This is a genomic window from Aquabacter sediminis, assembly GCF_028863665.1.
Classification (GTDB): Bacteria; Pseudomonadota; Alphaproteobacteria; order Rhizobiales; family Xanthobacteraceae; genus L1I39.
Genome location: NZ_JARBFX010000012.1, coordinates 13682 through 30034, shown reverse-complemented (window position 1 = coordinate 30034; position 16353 = coordinate 13682). Strand labels below are relative to the sequence as shown.

16 protein-coding genes are annotated in these 16353 nt (G+C 64.0%); 9 read left to right on the top strand and 7 right to left on the bottom strand.

From position 1 onward, the window contains the following. Positions 1–239: 239 nt before the first annotated feature. Positions 240–1484 (bottom strand): transglutaminase family protein, encoded by a 1245-nt coding sequence (locus PV781_RS20210; protein WP_342455459.1) that lies wholly within the window; start codon positions 1482–1484, stop codon positions 240–242. Positions 1485–1639: 155 nt separating this feature from the next. Beyond that, on the bottom strand, positions 1640–1810 hold the full coding sequence (locus tag PV781_RS20205) for a DUF1328 domain-containing protein (protein ID WP_274777430.1): 171 nt from the start codon (positions 1808–1810) through the stop codon (positions 1640–1642). Between the two features lie 558 nt (positions 1811–2368). Here PV781_RS20205 and PV781_RS20200 point away from each other — a divergent pair. Beyond that, positions 2369–2620, top strand: coding sequence for a hypothetical protein (locus PV781_RS20200; RefSeq protein ID WP_274777429.1), 252 nt, complete (start codon positions 2369–2371; stop codon positions 2618–2620). Positions 2621–2859: 239 nt separating this feature from the next. Here the strand turns inward: PV781_RS20200 and PV781_RS20195 are convergent, their stop codons facing one another. The 3 genes from PV781_RS20195 to PV781_RS20185 all read right to left on the bottom strand — a co-directional run bounded on the left by PV781_RS20195 (position 2860) and on the right by PV781_RS20185 (position 5747). Further along, positions 2860–3441 (bottom strand): sigma-70 family RNA polymerase sigma factor, encoded by a 582-nt coding sequence (locus PV781_RS20195; protein ID WP_274777428.1) that lies wholly within the window; start codon positions 3439–3441, stop codon positions 2860–2862. A 182-nt stretch (positions 3442–3623) separates the two neighbouring features. Beyond that, entirely contained in the window at positions 3624–3893 is a 270-nt protein-coding gene (locus PV781_RS20190; protein WP_247658670.1) for a con-10 family general stress protein, read from the bottom strand. Between the two features lie 126 nt (positions 3894–4019). Then, positions 4020–5747, bottom strand: a complete 1728-nt coding sequence (locus tag PV781_RS20185; RefSeq protein ID WP_274777427.1) for a sensor histidine kinase — start codon at positions 5745–5747, stop codon at positions 4020–4022. A gap of 276 nt (positions 5748–6023) precedes the next feature. Here PV781_RS20185 and PV781_RS20180 point away from each other — a divergent pair, with 276 nt between their 5' ends. Both PV781_RS20180 and PV781_RS20175 read left to right on the top strand, forming a co-directional pair. Beyond that, complete coding sequence (locus PV781_RS20180; protein WP_274777426.1) at positions 6024–6815, top strand: response regulator; 792 nt, start codon at positions 6024–6026, stop codon at positions 6813–6815. A gap of 60 nt (positions 6816–6875) precedes the next feature. Then, entirely contained in the window at positions 6876–7193 is a 318-nt protein-coding gene (locus tag PV781_RS20175; protein WP_274777425.1) for an ElaB/YgaM/YqjD family protein, read from the top strand. Positions 7194–7314: 121 nt separating this feature from the next. Here PV781_RS20175 and PV781_RS20170 read toward each other — a convergent pair whose 3' ends face one another. Both PV781_RS20170 and PV781_RS20165 read right to left on the bottom strand, forming a co-directional pair. Then, entirely contained in the window at positions 7315–7701 is a 387-nt protein-coding gene (locus PV781_RS20170; RefSeq protein ID WP_274777424.1) for a response regulator, read from the bottom strand. 252 nt (positions 7702–7953) lie between these two features. Next, a complete protein-coding gene (locus tag PV781_RS20165; RefSeq protein WP_274777423.1) occupies positions 7954–8526 on the bottom strand; it encodes a PRC-barrel domain-containing protein in 573 nt (190 codons plus the stop codon). A gap of 710 nt (positions 8527–9236) precedes the next feature. Here PV781_RS20165 and PV781_RS20160 point away from each other — a divergent pair. The 6 genes from PV781_RS20160 to PV781_RS20135 all read left to right on the top strand — a co-directional run bounded on the left by PV781_RS20160 (position 9237) and on the right by PV781_RS20135 (position 16350). Beyond that, positions 9237–9719, top strand: coding sequence for a tellurite resistance TerB family protein (locus tag PV781_RS20160; RefSeq protein ID WP_274777422.1), 483 nt, complete (start codon positions 9237–9239; stop codon positions 9717–9719). After that, complete coding sequence (locus PV781_RS20155; protein ID WP_425532439.1) at positions 9700–10488, top strand: glutamine amidotransferase; 789 nt, start codon at positions 9700–9702, stop codon at positions 10486–10488. Before PV781_RS20160 ends, PV781_RS20155 begins: the two co-directional genes overlap by 20 nt. A 201-nt stretch (positions 10489–10689) precedes the next feature. After that, a complete protein-coding gene (locus PV781_RS20150) occupies positions 10690–13164 on the top strand; it encodes an ATP-binding protein (RefSeq protein WP_274777421.1) in 2475 nt (824 codons plus the stop codon). Continuing rightward, a complete protein-coding gene (locus tag PV781_RS20145; RefSeq protein ID WP_274777420.1) occupies positions 13161–13538 on the top strand; it encodes a response regulator in 378 nt (125 codons plus the stop codon). The genes PV781_RS20150 and PV781_RS20145 overlap by 4 nt, the downstream gene beginning before the upstream one ends. A gap of 103 nt (positions 13539–13641) precedes the next feature. Beyond that, positions 13642–14568 (top strand): sugar phosphate isomerase/epimerase family protein, encoded by a 927-nt coding sequence (locus PV781_RS20140; RefSeq protein WP_274777419.1) that lies wholly within the window; start codon positions 13642–13644, stop codon positions 14566–14568. A gap of 129 nt (positions 14569–14697) precedes the next feature. Further along, complete coding sequence (locus PV781_RS20135; RefSeq protein ID WP_274777418.1) at positions 14698–16350, top strand: FMN-binding glutamate synthase family protein; 1653 nt, start codon at positions 14698–14700, stop codon at positions 16348–16350. The last annotated feature ends 3 nt before the right edge of the window (positions 16351–16353 follow it).

Here is a 16353-nt window from a genome sequence, read left to right as displayed (position 1 = left end):
TATCCGCGATCTTCAGAAAAGGGCGCCCGCAAGGCGCCCTTTTTTGTTTCGCCTTGCGCACCTGCACCTGAAGGCTTCCCTGCGTTTTCCTCAAGGCTGAGTTGCAAAGGCCCTCATTCACAGGCCCTTGATCGACGGAACCTCTGGAGTGTGGCAGAGTTTCATCACTGTCGGTTTTCATCGACACCTCCAGGCAGACTAAAGGGTGGCCCCACGGCCACCCTTTTTTTTTCGCCCGATTAGATTGCGGGCTGCGTTGCCGGCGGGTCGCCGCTCGGGTTCGGCTGCGTCGTGGCCTCAAGGTCCAACGGCTGGGAGGCGCGGACGCCAGCAAGGGCGCTCTCCTCCCCTTCCTCCTCGCCATGGGGCAGCGCGATCGTGATGGGATCTGCCGGGGCCGCCACTGCGCCTGGCAGAAGGGCCTCACCGACCGGAGCTTGCTCCAATGCCTCCCCCGTAACTTCCGACGCTTCCCCGTCGCGGAGGCCGGTCCTCGCCTCATCGGCTTCAGGCGGGGGATCGCCCCCTTCCCCAATCTCCACCTGCCCCGTCTCACTGCGTGTTTCCAGCGGCATGATGGAAATTTCCGGCTCCGGCCAAGGTGGGGCGGGCCGTGACGACACAAACACAGCCACATCCATGGACAGAAACGCACTCGGCGAACCGGAGAAGGTCCCCGCGATCGGTGAGGCCTGGCGCGGATCGCGCACCACCGCCACTCGGACCAGATGGTCCGTGCCCACCAACGCATTGGTGGGATCGAAGGCGATCCATCCGGCTCCCGGCAGATAGACCTCTGCCCAGGCATGGGTGGCGCCGGCGCCACGAAACTCCTGCTCGAGGCTGAGATCCAGGTGCGGCGTGTAGAGATAGCCGGTCACGAACCGCGCCGCGAATCCCAACTCGCGCACCGCCTCAATAAAGAGCAGGGCGAAATCCCGGCATGTGCCGGAGCGCAGCGCGAGCGTCTTCGCGGGAGGCTGGGTGCCTTCCTCGAAGCGAGCATTGTAGGTGAAGGTCGCGTGGATGGCGGCATTGAGCGTGTTGAGCAGCTCGAGCGTGTCCACAGACTGGCCGGGGACGACGAATTCGCCCACCCAGGCCTTCACCTCCCCCTCGTCCGGATAGTGCCGAGTGACCATTTGCGACGCGTCGAACCTATCGTCGCTGGAATAAACGAAGGGATAGTGAGTGGCTGCGGGTTCGATCAGCCCATCCAACTCTGGCGTTGAATAGACGTCCAACTCCAGCACGCTCTCAATCAGGAGCTCCGTACCGTCCGTGTGAAAATCCACAAGGGCAATGGAGTTTCCAAAGATGTCATAGACGTAGCGGACGTTGCCCGTGGGCGACAGGGTGAGCTTGGCGGAATGGAGCCGCAAACCGTGGCTGTCGCGGGGCCGGAGCATCAGGCGGTGCTGCCCGAAATTCACCGGCTCGGAATAGTGATAGTGCGTGCGATGTTCAACCGTCAGACGCCTCATCTGCCCCGTGTCCCTCTGCTGCCGGATCATAGGCCAGCGCCAGCCCTGGCGCCAAACGAAAGCCGCCCGGCCTCCGCAAATGGAGAACCGGGCGGCTCTGATCTCCCTTCACGACTGGGGTCGCCGTAGCAGCAGCGACCTGCCAGCCTCATCCGTTAGGGACGACCACGCCGAACCACTCCGGCGACGGCGGAGATCAGAAACAGAATAATCGCAACCACGAAGATGATTTTCGCGATTTCCATTGCTGTTCCGGCCAGCGCCCCGAATCCCAGGACCGCAGCGATCAGAGCAACAACAAGAAACGTGATGGCCCAACTAATCATGATTATTCCTTTCCCCCGCGCCAACCGTCCCATTCGGCTTTGCGGGCATCGTTTTCCTTTCCGTCAACGAAAGGGGCGAAAGAGAGTTCCCCAAGCGTGGCCAAAAATGTCGGAAATGCGGGCGCCTGTAAGGGGTGATGAGACCTGCAGCATCCCGTCGGCTCAGGCCGGGTGTGGCAATCGGAAAAGGCCAATTTGTTTCATCTCGCGCGGGAACAATTCCTGCGGGCATGCGTTTGGAAGGAACAAGAAGCTGTTGCCACAACTGGAGTGGAACCGGGCGTCTCCGACACCGCAAGATTCCGAATGTCCGGCACAGCGCGTGCCCTCTCGGGGGGTTACTGGGAAGGCAAAAAGTGGGATGATGCGGATGGCGTTCATGCAGCGGGCAAAGCCTGGGGCAAGCTTCACCCAACATCCCGATCACCGTGGATGGCGGGGCGAGAGTCTTGCTGTCTTTGTGTCCGTCGCCTGCGGCATGGGGCCCATTGGACTTCCAATTGGCCTGATGTCTTTCGGCGTAGAACCTTGATGCGAAATATGCGGTCCGACCGGCCCATGACCACACCCGACCACAGCGAGAGCGGCTCCAAGCGTGCCACTCACCGCCGCGACATCTCTGCGCGCCAGGATCTGCTCGGCAAGGAGCTCAGACAGCTCTTCGACGACTACACGCGCGAGGATGTACCGGACGAATTGATGCGCCTTGCCATGCAACTGCAGGGGGCAATGGCGAGCAAAGGTCCCGCGGATGCGGAACCCGTTGAGACACATGAGGATGCTTCCACGGACAAGACCGAGGGGAAGTAAGCCTCTTCTCACACACCGCAAATCCAGGAGCGGCCCCTCGCGGGCCGTTTTTTTATGGCGAGGTCGTAAAGCGAACCCCGTCATCCAGGATTCTCCAGAGACTGGGGAGCGCGTTTTCCAGGTCACGGCGCTCAGGCACGCGAAAAAAGCCCGACACTGCACGCGCCGGGCTTTCAAGTTAAAATCAATCCATAAGCCCGACGCTGCTCCCGCTGAAGAAAAGCGCGCCCGCCACAGGTTCAGCCGGTGCTGCTCGGCAGCCGCACGGCCGACATGGCCACGGGATCGGCTTCCACCACATCAGCGGTCGCCTCGGCTCCCATCAGGGACAGGAGCTTGGCTCGCGCCCGGTTCACGCGGCTCTTGATGGTGCCAAGGGCGCAGTTGCAGACTTCGGCTGCCTCTTCGTAAGACAGCCCCGCCGCGCCCACCAGGACCAGTGCTTCGCGCTGATCGGAAGGCAGCATCTCCAGCGCTTCCTTCAGGCTGCTCAAGGTCACCGACCATTCCTGCCCAGGACCCATGTTTGTGTCCTGCTGGGCCAAGGAGGATAGGCCATCGCTCTCGCGGCGGCGCTTGCGGATCTCGGTGTAGTAGGTGTTGCGCAAGATCGTGAAGAGCCACGCGCGCAAGTTTGTCCCTGGATCGAACTTGTCGATGTTGGAAAGGGCCTTCAGGAAGGTTTCCTGCACCAGGTCGTCTGCTTCTGTGCGATTGCGGGTGAGCGACCGGGCAAACGCGCGCAAGGCCGGCAAGAGCTCCAGCACTTGCGTTCGCAGGTCCGGTGCGGCCGCGTCGGCGCGAGACGGCTGGAGATCCATGGGCTTGTCTTATCCGCTCTCTTTGATGAACAGCCCGGCCACCAGCCTTCAACAGGTGCACCGGTCGCTGCCCTATCCTGAAACCTTAAACGCGGCCAATGGGGATGTGGTTCCCCACAAACCAGCCTAACAGCCAAGAAAAAAGGGGAGGCGAGCCTCCCCTTCTTCCACATGCAGGGAAATCAGGACGAGCGGGTGGAATGGGAGGCCTGCCCCCCTTTCTGCCCGGCCTGGGACGCGAGGTTGCGGTCACGCGAGAAACTGCGCTGTTCGTCAGCGACGCTTTGACCACCCTTGCGCCCGGCGGCAGACGCCAGTTCGCGGTTCTGCGAGAAGCTTCGTTTTTCCGCCGGAACGCTTTCGCCACCTTTCCGGGCGATGGCCCGCTGCTTTTCGGCGTCCATCGCCGCAAAGCCGCGGTTCGAGCCGCCCTTTCCTCGAGTCTCAGCCATCTCAACACTCCCTGCGGAATTCTGAAAAGTAGGATTGTCTGACGTCCTTTTTCAGGACTACTCCCGGCAAACGCCCTCAACCGCCCTCAGGTTCCTCAGAGGGCGGGAAAAACGGAGCAGGATTTTTCAGGGGGTCTTGGGGCGAACCTTAAAGCGGAGCTCGGCCAAGCTGTGTCCGCCTTCTTCGCGGGTGGAAATTGCACCGCCCAGTTGACGTGCAAATCCATGAGCGAGAGGAGCGTGCGTTTCGTTCAGGGCATCTCCGACGGCGCGTGAAATGTCCAGGCGCAGGCAGATATCGTTGCCCTCCTGCGCGCACGTCACCACCACCCTGCCCTGTCCGGAGTGCTCGCCCGCAGCCACCACCATCATGATCTCCGTCAGGAGCAAGGCAAGCGGCACGGCATAGTCCGTGGGCAAGGCGACGTCGTCCGCCTCGACCAGCACCAGGACATTGCGGTCGAGTGCCACCTCGAGGAGACTTCCCAGCTCTCGCAGCAATTCGCGCGAGCGCACCTCGGAGCCCTCGTTCGCCTCATAGAGCACGCGATGCACCACAGCGAGCGTGTTCACCCGCGTGCGAAGCTGGTCGAAGCGTCGGCGATCCTTGTCGTTCGCAAGGCCAGAGCCATAGAGGCTCATGAGGCTAACGACGATCTGAAGGCTGTTCTTGATGCGGTGGTGGATTTCCCGCACCAGTGCCGTCTTTTCCGCAAGTCCCTCCCGCAACCGGCCGTCCCGCTCCCGGATGGCTTGCGCCATTTCCTCAATGGCGTTTCCCAGCACCCGAAACTCGCTTGGGGCCTGATCCATGCGGGAAGGTCGGAAGCCGTAATGGCCCTGGGCATAGACTGCCGTGACGCGACGCAAATACAGGAGCCACTGAAGCACCATGCGATCGGTGGCCAACCAGATTGCCACGATGGTGAAGATCACCATGCAGATCGGCAGGATGAAGCTCACCGCCACGTGGAATGCCGTCCACTGGAACAACTGGCTGGTCGGCTGCGCGAAGGCGACGGTCAGGCCATAGCGGTCGAGCGGCGCAATGGCATAGCTCCAGGACTGGCCGCTCTCGTCCCACGCTTCCCCCAACTCGTTCTGATGGGCCAGCAAGTCCCGGTCCTTGAACAAGGCTCGGCTGAGAGCGGGGGCATTGGAGACGAGTTCCTGTCCCGCGCGGTTGATCACCGCGACGACGCCAGATGAGACAGGGGCCTCCCGCTTCAGGAGATTGTCCAGCCACACGCCATCAATGGCGACCGAGAGGGCCCCTGTGAGTTCGCTGCCCGCGTCAAACAAGGGCAAGGTGGCGGGCAGGATCTCGCCGCGGGTCACCGGGCTGATTATGCGCGCAGAGAGGCTGAAGCCTTTCTCGCGAATGGCGTCCCGCCACCACGGGCGCTGCGACACATTGGGATTGGGGCTGGGCAGCGCCGAGCACCGCACGATCCCGTCCCTTCCGATCATCGCCACATTGGACGCGAAAGGAAGGCTGAGCGTTGCGCCATAGAGAAGCGACTGGCACTCGGCGCCCCCCGAGGTGACCTGAGGCACGTTCTTGAGCGCCTGGAGCACGTTTTCCGCGGACGTGAAGATGTTATCCTGACCCGCGGCCGCGACAATCGCTCCTTGCTGGAGCTTGTGCTGGGCTTCTTCGCCCGAGCGGCGCAATTGCAGAACACCTTGCAGCATCGCCGCCGTGGCGATGGGCATGATGGCCACCAGGATGACCAGGATCAGGCCGCGTCGGACACTGTCAAGGAGATGCCGGGGCTGGCCGACCGCGGATGCGAAAAGCGCAGCGCGTTCATTGTTGCGCGCACGCGCCGCCTCCCCTTTCAGCCACCGCATTCCAGGCTCCGAACCACCACATTCCCCCACCGAATTCGCAGACCTGGCATCCTCACCGCAAAATCGTCCCTCTACGGAGCCGCCCCATCGCCAAGGCTGCCCCCGCAGCACCGGATCAGGATCGACACCAAGCGTCGTCGCCCTAAGGACCTCGTCAAGGACTTCAACCAAACTGTATCGCGCCTATAATGCCAATCGCTTGCCTTGGGTTCCATGCCAGCGGAACCAATATGGCATTCCGCGCGTTCCTAGTGACTTCCTTCGAGGCGAGAGAGCATGTTTCAGCAGCAGCTCATTAAGCAGCTTCCTCTTTTGCGGCGATACGCCCGCGCCCTGCTGGGAAGCCAGCAGGCGGGAGATGCCCTGGTCCAGCGCACCCTTCAGTCCGCCATCGATGGCGGCATCACCCTCGACACGTCCCTGTCGCCGCGCGTCGCGCTCTACAAGGCGTGCCACGAGGTGTGGTCGCGCGACCAGGCAGCGGATGGCAGCACCGGCAATAAGGCCGACGAGCGCCTTCAAAAATTGGACGCGAGTTCTCGCGTCGCGTTGCTCCTCACCGCCATGGAAGGCTTTTCCTTTGCAGAAGCTGCCTCCATTCTGTCCGGCACCATCGAGCAGGTGGAGACTCAGGTGGTGGCCGCTCAGGCCGAGATCGACGCCCAGTTGAAGACCAACGTACTCATCATTGAGGATGAGTGGGTCATCGCTCTCGATCTGAAGACGCTGGTCACCGACATCGGTCATGAGGTGGTGGGCGTTGCCCCGACCCACACCAAGGCGCTGGAACTGGCCGAGCTGGGCAATTTCGGCCTGGTATTGGCCGATATCCAGCTGGCCGACGGGTCTTCAGGCATTGATGCCGTGACGGACATCCTGCGCAGCTTCGATGTACCGGTCATTTTCATCACTGCCTTCCCCGACCGCCTCCTGACGGGCGAGCGTCCGGAGCCGACCTACCTCATCACCAAGCCGTTCCTCGGCGAGACCGTGAAGGCGACCATTGCGCAGGCGCTCTTCTTTCACGGCGCGCGTTCCAATCCCGAACCCGCCCGCCGCATCGCCTGAGTCGGAGGCGCTCACACAAACAGCCCGCCAGCCCTGGCGGGCGCAATGGAGAGATGCAACATGGTGGATAATCCGTCCGGCTTTACCGCCGACCCCAATGAAGCCGGCAAGCCCAGTGATGCCCTCGCCGAACTGCGGAGCGATCTCGCCGCTCTGAAGGCGGACCTCTCGCAACTCACTGAAACCCTCGGAAAGACCGCCCGTGATGGGGTGCGAGGCGCGACATCGGAGGCCGAGGTGGCGATGGGCGAAGTGACCGATTGGGCGGAAGACCAATATCTGACTCTTCGGCACTCCATCCAGGCGCAGCCTGTGACCTCCATCGCTATCGCGGCAGGTGTCGGTTTCGTTTTGGGACAACTGCTCCTGCGCCGTTGATTGCCTGTATTCAAAAAGAAAGGGCGGCTCCGGGATCCCGGGGCCGCCTTTTTTGTGTTCGGCGTGTGAGGTGGCCTTGGACGAAGCGCCCAGGCGAGACCTGTCGGGGGCTCTAAACCCATCAAAAACTTGGATCGGCGCGGCGTAGAGCCGTGATCAACGTGTCTCCATCATAGGGCTTGGAGACGATGCCAACGTTCGGCTGGTCGCGAAACAACGCTCTCAACTCATCCGTCCCGTAGCCGCTCGCCACGACCACGCTAAGGCTTGGCAAAATGGCCCGCAATTGTTCCACCAGGGCGTCCCCTCGCATGTCGGGTAGGCCGAAATCCACCAGGGCAGCACGGATGCTCGACCCCAGTCCCTTTACGATGGCCATCGCATCGGCGCCGGAGGCTGCCACATGCACGTCAAAGCCCTCGTCCTCCAGTATTTGCTGAGCCACGAGCGCAACGAAGGGCTCATCCTCTACCAGAAGAACTTTCCTCCTGGACGTCTCCAATGGCACGCCCCCTTCTCTCTGCTCCCGCCCGATGCGAGTGCAGCGACAGCTCGGTCTTTGTCGCCTCGCAAGAGGGACCCTCTCCTGAACACCACGTCGCACGAGCCCGGAAGCAGCTACAGCCTAGGGCCCACGGAGACGTCCTCATCCTTAAAGTGAAATTGGGGCAGCGTTATAGCGAAGCGGCATGATGCCCACGCGCAAAAGCCCCCGCCGCTGGTGCGACGGGGGCTGAGCCTCTATGCGCTGAGGATAGGATTACCGCGTGGTCGCCGGAGCGCCAGCCGGGCTGGTGGTGCCGGTGGCACCGGTAGTACCCGTGGCGGTACCCGTACCGCTACGCGTCATTTCCTTGAAGGTGGGCGCGTTCTTCAGCTCATCCTTGGACTTGTTCAGGACGACCCGATCACCGTCGGAATTGCGCACCATCTGGAGCTGGTTGAAGGGCACGGCGACGTCCTTCTCACCCATCCCCAGGAAGCCGCCCACGCCGATCACCGCGCCGATAACGTTGCCATTGCGGTCGAGGAGGACGTCATTGATCTCGCCGACGGACTCGTCACCCGCGCCGCGCACCTTGGTGCCGATCAGGTTGGATGCGAGCCACTGTTCCTGCATCTGCTCCGAAATGAAGGCCGTGTTCCCGCCCGTGGTCATCGCCGCAGAGCCACTGGTCGTCGGAGCCGTCGTCCCGGAGGGCGAAGTGGGCGCAGGCGTAGTGGCAGACGGCGCAGGGCTGGAGGGGGTGGTGGTGGGGGCAGAAGATTGAGCGAAAGCCGGAGCGGTCAGCATCATGGCCACGGCGGCAGCGGACAACAATTCTTTCTTCATGCGTAACTCCCTCGTTAGCAGCGTCGCGTCCGAGCGGCGCGCTGCGATCGATTACATGGCTTAAACACGAAGCCGCCGTTTTTGTTCCTGATTTCCTTTGCGGTAGTATCGCGATCAACGATCGGGCTTCGGTGTCCTTGAATGCGGAAGTCTCTGTCCCACATAAGCCTGAAGCGGTGTTATCGATGGCGATGACAGCGATGGCAGTGAGCGCAGTCGCGCCTCCGAGCCATTAAGCGTTCGGGACAGCACACGGTTCCCACGCGCGTCTAGGAGACAGAATGATGGCGAGGTTCGACGCAGCGAGGCTTTCTTCACCTAAGTGGCGCATGGCGACGTCCGGCGCACTTGTGCTGGCTGCCGTCACTTTGGGCATTTGCCCCGCCTCGGGGCAGACAAAGACGACACCACCACCACCGGTGATCATCGTGCAGCCGCCTGTGGTGACTCCTCCAGCGCCGCGCCAGAACCTCGTGCCGCCGCCCCCGCCGCCCACGCGCCCGGGCGAGGGGGATTCGACCACCCGCATCAACGGCGACTACCGCTCGCGCCTGCCGGCTCCCAAGCAACCGAACCAATGATTGAAAATCGCAGCCCCAGCGCCACACCTCGCGCAGAATTTAACCTCGCGGAAGCTGTGCTTGCAGCTTCGCCTTGTTCCCGACGTGGGCTTCAGGCACCACAAGGGGTGTGAGGCCCGAGGGGAAGCCATGTTCCGCGTTCTGTCCGACTTCATCTCAGAGATCACCGGAGGCCACCGGGACGCTGCAGCCTTTGCGGAAAACGACTATCGGCTGGCCGCGGCGGTTCTGCTGGTCCATGTGATGTCCATTGATGGAGCTGTGACCGACGCGGAGAGCGCGATCGTCAAGCGCATCCTTTCGTCCCGTTTCGACCTGGACGAAGCGCACACGGAAGCGCTCGTAGAGCTTGCCATCGCTCGGGACGCGGAAGCCGTCGATCTTTATGCCTTCACGAGCATCCTGAACCGCGCCCTTGACGACGAAGGCCGTCGCCGCGTGGTGGAGATGATGTTCGAAGTCGCCTATGCCGACGGGGGTCTCACCGAGTTCGAGGACAACCTGGTTTGGCGGGCGGCAGAACTCTTGCATGTGGGGTCCAGGGAGCGCGTCCAGATCCGGCGCGAGGTCCGCGAGGAGGCGGAGACGGAAGGTGGACAGACGGAGCAGTGACGAGGGGTGGAGCAGCGGGATCGATCCTGCTCCGGCCACCCGCCGCGAACGCATCCTGATCATCTTGCACCAGGCGCATTCGACCCCTGGACGGATCGGGCTGCGGCTCGAACAGAGGGGCTATGAGCTGGACGTGCGCCGCCCCGCCCTCGGCGATGATTTGCCTGCCAATATGGACGGACATTCGGGAGCCGTCGTGTTCGGCGGTCCCATGAGCGCGAACGATGCGCATCCGTGGATCCGGCGTGAGATCGACTTCGTGGGCATGGTCATGGGCGAGGACAAGCCCCTGCTCGGCGTGTGCCTTGGAGCACAGCTCATGGCGGTGCAGCTGGGAGCACGGGTGGCACGACACGGAGAGGGCCTGAGCGAGATCGGCTATTATCCGGTGCGTCCCACCAAGGCTACCGAAGGCGTCCTGCCCTGGCCCACCCACGTCTATCATTGGCACTCCGAGGGCTTCGACCTGCCGTCCGGCGCGGAGTTGCTCGCCTGCGGCGATGTGTTCCCGAACCAAGCGTTTCGCCATGGTCGCTGCGCATACGGCATCCAGTTCCACCCCGAAGTCACCCACGAAATGATGTGCCGCTGGACAACACGCGGGGCGGAGAAGCTGGGCCTGCCCGGGGCTCAGCCTGGCGAGGCCCATTTGGAGGGCTGGTCCCGCTATGACCCCGCAATCTGCCGCTGGCTGACCCGTTTCCTCGACATGTGGCTGGCGCCCCAGAGCGAGACCTCTCCCACTGCTCTTCATTCAGCTGGGGCTTGACCATTTGCTGGTTGGCTTGGCAGAGGGGCAGATGGCAGGATGCCGTCTGCTCTCCCTCCACCGCGCACGCCTGCGCCCCATGGGCCAAGGGCGGGAAGCACGCGGTCCCTGAAGGCGATTGGAAAGGTCGTTCGGATGTCCGGTAAGGCGCAGCCGCGTTTTGAGCGGCGCAGGCACCGAAGGGGCATCCGGCGCGTTGCTGTGGTCACGGTCCTTGCCGCCTTCGTGGCGGTCACCATCGTCCTCGCGGTGGGCTTTGCCACCTTCAAGGAGTTCGCCGCCGGCAACCATCTGCGCGAAGACCTGCTTTACTCCTCTTCCATCCGCGACAATCTCCAGAGCATCTATGAGGACCTCCTGCAGGCTGAGAGCGGCACGCTTGGCTATGTGATCACGGGACGGGAGGAGTTTCTCGCTCCTTTGGCGCGCACACGCTCCGTCATCGCCGATGAGATCGCCTCCCTCGCCCGACTGGCGGTGGAGCGTCCGCAACATGCGGTGGCGCTGAAGGAGCTCGCCCGCTTCGCCGAGGAGGAGATGCGGCTGCTGCGTGACATGGTGGCCAGCCGGAACGCCTCCGGCAGCATCTCGGCCGCCAGCGTCATGGAGACACGGCGCGGCAAGTCGCTGATGGACGAAATCCGCTCCACCGTGTCCGACATCTCGCGGGAAGAGGTCGCCGCCATTGAGCGGCGCACCTATGAGGTGCGGGTGGCGAGCCAGCGCACCCGCCAGACGGTCCTTCTGATGCTCGCGGCCGCCATTGCCGTGGTGGCCGGATCGTCCCTCGTCATCATCGCCCATCTGTTGGGCCGCCGTCGGGCGGAACTTGCGCTCGCTGATACCCTCGCCCGCCACCGCGCCATCCTGGCAAGTGCCATGGACGCCATCGTCACCATCGGCAGTTCCGGCCGCATCGAGACCAGCAATCCCGCCACCACACGGATGTTCGGCTGGACCGAGGAAGAACTGAGCGAGCGCCCGGTCTCGGATCTGTTCGCCCTGGCGGCGGAGGCCGAGCCTGGCGATGCCTTGCGGCTGCTGGAGGCAAATGCCGCCGGCGGAGGCCATGCAGCCGAATTCACCGGACGCAGGAAGGACGGCTCCAGCTTTCCCATCGATGTGGCGGTGGGCCAGATGCGCGCCAGCGACGGGAACCGCCTCGTGGCCATTCTCCATGACGTCACGGAGCGCAAGCGCGCAGACATCGCCAAGAACGAGTTCGTGTCGACGGTCAGCCACGAACTGCGCACGCCGCTCACCTCCATCTCCGGCTCGCTCGGCCTGCTGGACGGCGGCGCCGCGGGCCCGCTCCCGGAAACCGCAAAGCGGCTCGTGACCATCGCCCACCAGAACAGCCGCCGGTTGGTGCGACTGATCAACGACATTCTCGACATTCAGAAGATGCAGTCCTCCGCCCTCACATTCGCCCGCGAGCCGGTCTCGATGGCGGATGTGGCGCGCGAGGCGGTGGAACAGAATCTCGGCTTTGCCGCCCAACACGACGTGCGCCTCAATCTGGTGGTCACAGACCTCGACACCTCGCTTGTGGGGGACCACGATCGCCTGATCCAGGTGCTGACCAATCTCATCTCCAACGCGGTGAAGTTCTCAGCGCCGGAGAGCGTCGTCGACGTGAAGGTGGACCGGGGGGAGGACACCGTTCGCACGTCGGTGCAGGACCACGGAACGGGCATTCCCCCATCTTTCCGCTCCAGCATGTTCACCCGCTTCGCCCAGGCCGACAATTCGGACACCCGGCAACGCGGAGGAACAGGCCTCGGGCTAGCCATCGTCAAGGAGATCGTGGACCATCACAATGGCCGGGTCTCCTTCGAGACCGAGGAGGGGGTGGGCACCACTTTCCATGTGGACCTGCCGGCCCGCGTGCCGCTTCGCACATCCGACGCCACCTCAGCGGCAACCGCGCTGCTGGTGGTGGACAGCGACGCCATCCGGGCGCAGGCGGTGGCGAGGGAGCTTGAGGCCCTCGGACTGGGCATCGATGTGGCCGGCACAGCCGCAGAAGCGGAAGGCCGGGCAGCGTTGCGGAACTATGGCGTGATCCTGCTGGCGCCAAATTTGCGGGACCGGGACGGGATTGGCCTGGTGCGAACCTTGCGCCGGGCGGAGCGCACCCGTCTGACGCCGCTCCTGCTGCTGGGCTCGCCAGACGCGGACAGCATCGTCTCGGACGGCACGCGGGTTCTTCCCATCGCCGACTGGTTCGACATGCCGCCAGACCCGCAGCGGCTTGCCGCACTTGCCCTGCGCCTTGGCATGGGCGCTCCGAAGCCCCCCATGCTCCATGTCTGCCCTGCCGGCGACGTGCGCCGGCGCTTTGCAGAGGCTGCGCGGGAGGCGGCCACCGTCTTCGCCGCCGCTTCTTCGGACGACGCCGAGGCGGCCCTGGCCATGGGCGCGTGTCGTTTCGCGGTGGTCGACCTTTCCGCGGGTCCCATGCTGGAGTCCATGGTGGGCACCCTGGCGGCACTCAGCCGACGCGGAGTTCCGGTGGCGGGATGCTCGCCCCAGTCCCGCGACCGAGCCGTATGCCTTGCCTTTGAAACCGTGGCCCGATCCCGTGGCGCCCTCTTTCCAGCCGCCCGCGATATCATACCGCCGATCTTTCCCGTGGCCCCAGCACTTCCTCCCAAAGAGCGGCCCTCTTCATGAGCTTGCGCATTCTCTACGTCGACGACGAAGCCGACATTCGCGAGATCGTCGCGCTCTCGCTCAGTCTCGACCCAGAGATGGAAGTCGAGACCGCCTCATCCGGGGCGGCGGCCATCGAACGGGCCGGAAAGGGGCGACTGGACCTGATCTTGCTCGACGTCATGATGCCCACCATGGATGGTCCTGCCGTGTTCGCCGAGTTGCGGAAGACAGAGACAACCCGGGACATCCCGGTCGCCTTCGTGACCGCGCGGACCCAGCAGCATGAAGTCACACATTTCCTGGAACTGGGGGCCGTGGGCGTCATCGCAAAGCCCTTCGACCCCATGACTCTCGCCCGCCAAGTGCGGCGGCTGTGTTCCCACGGGGAATGACGCGGCGGCGCAGCATACCCTTGACTGCAATGCAAAATTCACGTGCCTTCAGCCACGTTCACGCCTATGGTCCCCCCTCCTGACGGATTGGGGGGATACGACCATGGTCGCCACCGTGCAGAATGCCGGCATCAGGGGCATCGGCTATTCCATTCGCGCCACTTCGCCGGACTTTGATGACCTGACAGGCAAGCTCGATGAAGCCGAACGGCTCGGGGTGGATTTCGTTGAGCTCCCCCTCTTCGCCTGGACGATGATTGCCGGGGGACGTGTCATCCCTGAGCGCCTGGACAAGTTGCAGCGCTGCCTGGAAGGTCGCCCGTTCGGCTATACGGTGCATGGGCATCTGGCCATCAACCTGATGGAAGTGCCCTCCCAATTGCCTGCCCATGAGCGGCTCCTGGCCGCAGCCATTGAGGTGGCCGGCGCCGTCCGCGCGGCCAATCTGGTCATCCATACCGGATGCGTGCGCGACCATGACGACTATGTCCGCGTGGCCTATGTGCGCCAGCGCGAGGCCCTTCAGAAAGCCGGCGACCTGGCGGCTCCGCACGGCGTCACGGTCTGCGTCGAGAACGTCTTCGAGTTCGAGACCATGCGCGAGACCGCCTCGCCGTCTCGGCTCGCGGAGGAGATCGACGCCATCGCCCACCCGTTCGTTCGGGCAACTCTGGATGTGAGCCACGCCTTCATCCGGTGCACGCAGGGCCGGCTCGACTTCCTGCCCGAGATTGCCGCCCTTGCCCCCTTCGCCCGCCATGTGCACGTGCATGACAGTTTCGGCACGCCATCCCGCGCCTGGGCCATCGACGATGCGGAGCGCCTTGCCCTCGGCGAAGGTGACCTGCATCTGCCCATCGGCTGGGGCTCGATCCCCTGGGAGACCATCGCGCAGACCTGCCGCCTGGATGCGGGAGCCATCCTCAATCTGGAACTGCACCGCCGCTATTGGAGCGAACTGCCGCTTCAGGTGGCGGCCATGCGCGCACTGGAAGCGCGCTTCCGGGGCGCGCAGGCCGACGCGGCCTAACGCGACATCCCGGGCCGGGCGGCCCTAAAATACCGTTGCTTCTCCTCCAAGGCGGCTTTTCCCTTGGGCGGGCACGCTCTACGGTGCCGTCCAGGCTAGACACGTTAAAAATACGAAGTGGGGAGATGCATGCCCTTCCACCTCAACCAGAGCACCCGCCTTCTGCTCGGTCGCTACAGCACCTTCGCCATCATTCTTGCGCTGTGTGCGATCACGCTCATCGCGTCCTTCGTCGGCAACCCCGCTTGGCTCTTTGCCTTCTGCGTCCTCTTCCCGCTGGCCTGGATCGGCGTGTTCGACGTGACGCAGGAAAGTCATTCCCTGCTGCGCAACTATCCCGTCATCGGCTCCATGCGCTGGGTGTTCGAGGCGCTGCGGCCCTATCTGCGCCAATATATCGTCGAGGACGACCTGGAGGGGCATCCCTACAACCGGAACCAGCGCTCGCTCATCTATGCCCGGGCCAAGAGCCAGGAGGATCGCCAGACCTTCGGCACCGAGCTGGACACCAATGCCTCCCATTATGAATGGATGACCCATTCCATCTCGCCGATGCCGGTGGCGGAAGAACCGTTCCGGGTGATGGTCGGTGAGGGCACCTGCGCCAAGCCTTATGCCACGGCGACCCTCAACATTTCCGCCATGAGCTTCGGCTCCATGGGCCGCAATGCCATCGAGGCGCTCAATCTGGGCGCCAAGATGGGGGGCTTTTATCACGACACCGGCGAAGGCGGCCTGAGCCCCTATCACCGCATCCATGGCGGCGACATCGTGTGGGAACTGGGTTCGGGCTATTTCGGCTGCCGCAACCGGGACGGCTCCTTCTCGCCCGAGCGCTTCGCCGAGAAGGCCTGTGACCCCCAGGTCAAGATGGTGGAGATCAAGCTCTCCCAGGGCGCCAAGCCCGGCCATGGCGGCGTCTTGCCCGCCGCCAAGGTGACGCCGGAGATCGCCGAGATCCGCGGCATCCCGCTCGGTGAGGACTGCATCTCGCCCTCGCGGCACCCCGCCTTCGCCACCCCCGCCCAGATGATGGAATTCGTCGCCCAGCTGCGCGAATTGTCCGGCGGCAAGCCGGTGGGCATCAAGATGTGCGTCGGCCATCCCAGCGAGGTCTTCGCCATCGCCAAGGCCATGGTGAAGACCGGCATCCATCCCGACTTCGTGGTCATTGACGGCTCCGAGGGCGGCACAGGCGCTGCGCCCCAGGAACTGGCTGACCATATGGGCATGCCGCTGCGCGAGGGCCTCGTGCTCATGCGCAATGCCCTTGTGGGCACCGGGCTGCGGCCGAAGGTGCGCCTGGCCGCCAGCGGCAAGGTCACGTCCGGCTTCTCCATGGCGGCCAACATGGCGGTGGGCGCGGACTGGTGCAATGCGGCCCGCGCCTTCATGTTCTCGCTGGGCTGCGTCATGTCCATGCGCTGCCATACCGGCCATTGCCCGACCGGCGTCACCACCAACGACCCGCATCTCCAGCGGGGCCTCGTGGTGTCCGACAAGGCCGAGCGCGTGGCGAGCTACCAGCGCCACACGGTCTCCGCTTTGGCGGATCTCGTTGCGGCGGCGGGCCTTGCCCATCCCAGTGAGCTGGCCCCGCACCATGTGTGGCATCGGATCACGCCGGTGGAAGCCAAGCCCCTGGACAAGCTCTATCCCTTCCTCGACGCCGGCATCCTCCTCGACACCCCCGAGGCGACGCCCTATGCCGCCGAATGGGCGGCGGCGCACGCGGACAGCTTCACGCCGGTCCACTCGGTGGGACCGCGCCGGGCGGCCTGACCT

Bases quoted from the DNA above. Each gene is read 5' to 3' on its own strand.
- PV781_RS20210 (WP_342455459.1), bottom strand. From the start codon at position 1,484: ATGAGGCGTCTGACGGTTGAACATCGCACGCACTATCACTATTCCGAG.
- PV781_RS20205 (WP_274777430.1), bottom strand. From the start codon at position 1,810: ATGATTAGTTGGGCCATCACGTTTCTTGTTGTTGCTCTGATCGCTGCG.
- PV781_RS20200 (WP_274777429.1), top strand. From the start codon at position 2,369: ATGACCACACCCGACCACAGCGAGAGCGGCTCCAAGCGTGCCACTCAC.
- PV781_RS20195 (WP_274777428.1), bottom strand. From the start codon at position 3,441: ATGGATCTCCAGCCGTCTCGCGCCGACGCGGCCGCACCGGACCTGCGA.
- PV781_RS20190 (WP_247658670.1), bottom strand. From the start codon at position 3,893: ATGGCTGAGACTCGAGGAAAGGGCGGCTCGAACCGCGGCTTTGCGGCG.
- PV781_RS20185 (WP_274777427.1), bottom strand. From the start codon at position 5,747: ATGCGGTGGCTGAAAGGGGAGGCGGCGCGTGCGCGCAACAATGAACGC.
- PV781_RS20180 (WP_274777426.1), top strand. From the start codon at position 6,024: ATGTTTCAGCAGCAGCTCATTAAGCAGCTTCCTCTTTTGCGGCGATAC.
- PV781_RS20175 (WP_274777425.1), top strand. From the start codon at position 6,876: ATGGTGGATAATCCGTCCGGCTTTACCGCCGACCCCAATGAAGCCGGC.
- PV781_RS20165 (WP_274777423.1), bottom strand. From the start codon at position 8,526: ATGAAGAAAGAATTGTTGTCCGCTGCCGCCGTGGCCATGATGCTGACC.
- PV781_RS20160 (WP_274777422.1), top strand. From the start codon at position 9,237: ATGTTCCGCGTTCTGTCCGACTTCATCTCAGAGATCACCGGAGGCCAC.
- PV781_RS20145 (WP_274777420.1), top strand. From the start codon at position 13,161: ATGAGCTTGCGCATTCTCTACGTCGACGACGAAGCCGACATTCGCGAG.
- PV781_RS20140 (WP_274777419.1), top strand. From the start codon at position 13,642: ATGGTCGCCACCGTGCAGAATGCCGGCATCAGGGGCATCGGCTATTCC.
- PV781_RS20135 (WP_274777418.1), top strand. From the start codon at position 14,698: ATGCCCTTCCACCTCAACCAGAGCACCCGCCTTCTGCTCGGTCGCTAC.